Source organism: Bacillus sp. GMs2/2 (assembly GCF_050172095.1).
GTDB classification, from domain to species: Bacteria; Bacillota; Bacilli; order Bacillales; family Bacillaceae_G; genus Bacillus_A; species Bacillus_A cereus.
Genome location: NZ_JBNLYE010000502.1, coordinates 1 through 2,377, shown reverse-complemented (window position 1 = coordinate 2,377; position 2,377 = coordinate 1). Strand labels below are relative to the sequence as shown.

Here is a 2,377-nt window from a genome sequence, read left to right as displayed (position 1 = left end):
GTCTATAAAAGAATGGTCAGAAATGGATATACAAAGTTTAAAGAAAGAAATAGAGGAAAGGAAAATAGATTTATTAAAATTCCTTCCTGAATCGATATACTCAATTATACAAAACATCACAATTAATTCAGAATACCCATCAGGTGAACTGAAAAAACGTATGCAAAAGTGGTCAACAGATTATGAGAAAAGAGTGGCACAATTAGATCAATTATACGTAGAATATTTTAATTCCATTGAGAAAAAACTTCCGTCAAATGTCGCTCAGTTACACAAGACATCACTACACGATAGTGTAATTAAAGTAATAAAGAGAGAATCAGAAGATACTTTGTCTATCGTATTAGATTGCAGTGGTACTTTTAGTGAATTTGATAAACTTGAAGTAACCTTTATAGGAGTAACAAAGTGTTCTATGCCGGAAAACTTTGAAAATGCTTGGTGGTTATATCATGAAATAGCTCTTACTGAAGATGGTTTTGAACTAGGTGTTTTATTTGACTCTCCATTTAGAGAAGTGACGATTTGCGCGGCAGATGTATTACTTGTGAAGAAATAATGTTGTATGGAGTATTACAAACGTTTGACATAATAAAAAAATAAAGTTATTGTAGATAAATGAAGTCTACAATAGGGGCTGTATTATGAAATATTCTAAAGCTACAAATTATGCTCTTCATACAATGCTTTTTCTGGCAAAGGCTACACCAAATAAGTTAGTTAGTGTTCACCAATTAGCAGAAATGCAAAATGTTTCACCAACGTACTTGTCTAAAATACTAACTAAGTTGACGAAGGAAGGGATGATACATTCATCATCTGGTCCAAAGGGCGGTTACTCGCTTAGTAAGAATTGGGAAGATATTTCATTTTTAGATATTATACATGCAATTGAAGGTAAAACATCATTGTTTGAATGTTGTTTACATGACAAACCTGGATGTTTAATTAATGAAGTAATGCTCGCAGCAGAAGAGAAAATGGAAGAAGAGTTACGAAATCAAAAAATCGTAGATCTTGCGAAAAAAATAAAAGTGGATTTTTAATCTGCTTTTATTTTTAAATTAATTAAGGATAAAAAAACTCTTTGATATCTTTAATTGTAGTTAGAAAATGATATGAAGAAGGAGAGAAGATGATGACTAAATTTTGGAATGATCGATATAAATCAGATGAATATTTTTACGGGGAAGAACCTAATACATTTATTAAAGAACAAGCATTTCGTTTAGCAAATCACAATAAAGTAATAGCATTTGCGGAGGGAGAAGGTAGAAATGCTGTATTTCTAGCAAGACAAGGGAACGAAGTAACAGCTATTGATTATTCGGAAGATGGATTAGAGAAGACAAAAAAATTGGCAGAGAAGCATAATGTAAACGTGCATACAAAAAAAGTAGATTTATTAGCTGATAGTTTGCCAGAAAATGAATATGATGCAGCAATTATGGTATTTGGACATTTTCATGATGATTATAAAAAAATGATATTAGGTAAAATGATACAAACGATAAAGCCTGGTGGTTTAATTATGTTTGAAGTTTACTCAAAAAAACAAATAAACTATGGTACTGGTGGACCAAAAGATGTTGATATGCTGTATGATCCAATTGATATTCTTACTTGGTGTGAAGAACATAAGGTAATTCATTTCTTTAATGGAGAACAAGAGCGAGTTGAAGGGAAAGGGCACACTGGTTTAGCTGATGTTATTCAAGTTGTTATTAGAAAATGAATATAAGTGTTAATGAAAGGTAAATGTATGAATGTAAAAAGACCAGTCATTTAAGACTGGTCTTTCTATTTAGATACTAAATTATCAAGCTTCCAATATGTATTTGTTAACGGCGCAGCTTTGCTATCTATGTATAAATACATATTATTTAAATCTTTTGGTGAAGTTTTCAGTTCAAACACAACGTCAGTAGTTAAAGAGAATTCGTGTGGAACATTTTTATAGTGCTCGTCATCTATCGGATGAGCTTCACCTTCATATTTCTGACCAGTTTTTTCATCTTGTATGAAATATTTTATTTCCGAAAGATCAATAGTTTGTCCATCGTCCCGAACATTATTAATCATAACACGAGTAGTAAGGCGCCGCTCTTTGTCTATTTTTTCAAACTTTGCATTTTCAACTGTTGCTCTATAGTATTCGTTTTTAACTATTTCTCCATAGTGCATTGCATTCTTTTCGAGAGCGCTCTTTTCTTGTTTTGATGTAGTATTGCTATTACATCCTGTTAATATTCCAGTAAATAATAATGCTGTACATGTCGTTTTGATTAATGATTTCATAGTAATCCCTTTCTGTATTAAAAAGTAAAACATAGGAATAATTTTACATCAACAGGAAGGTAAATGGAAGTATTTTTGC

Annotated in this window: 4 protein-coding genes; 3 read left to right on the top strand and 1 reads right to left on the bottom strand. The window is 31.3% G+C overall.

What is annotated here, in order from left to right:
- The 3 genes from ACQGS6_RS26645 to ACQGS6_RS26635 all read left to right on the top strand — a co-directional run.
- The coding region (locus ACQGS6_RS26645; protein WP_426965888.1) for a DUF4085 family protein at window positions 1-559 on the top strand (559 nt) is incomplete at its 5' end.
- A gap of 85 nt (window positions 560-644) precedes the next feature.
- A complete protein-coding gene (locus ACQGS6_RS26640; RefSeq protein ID WP_000877650.1) occupies window positions 645-1,046 on the top strand; it encodes an Rrf2 family transcriptional regulator in 402 nt (133 codons plus the stop codon).
- A gap of 89 nt (window positions 1,047-1,135) precedes the next feature.
- On the top strand, window positions 1,136-1,735 hold the full coding sequence (locus ACQGS6_RS26635; protein ID WP_001987438.1) for a class I SAM-dependent methyltransferase: 600 nt from the start codon (window positions 1,136-1,138) through the stop codon (window positions 1,733-1,735).
- A 65-nt stretch (window positions 1,736-1,800) separates the two neighbouring features.
- Here ACQGS6_RS26635 and ACQGS6_RS26630 read toward each other — a convergent pair whose 3' ends face one another.
- Window positions 1,801-2,298 (bottom strand): hypothetical protein, encoded by a 498-nt coding sequence (locus tag ACQGS6_RS26630; protein WP_000838470.1) that lies wholly within the window; start codon window positions 2,296-2,298, stop codon window positions 1,801-1,803.
- Window positions 2,299-2,377 lie beyond the last annotated feature (79 nt).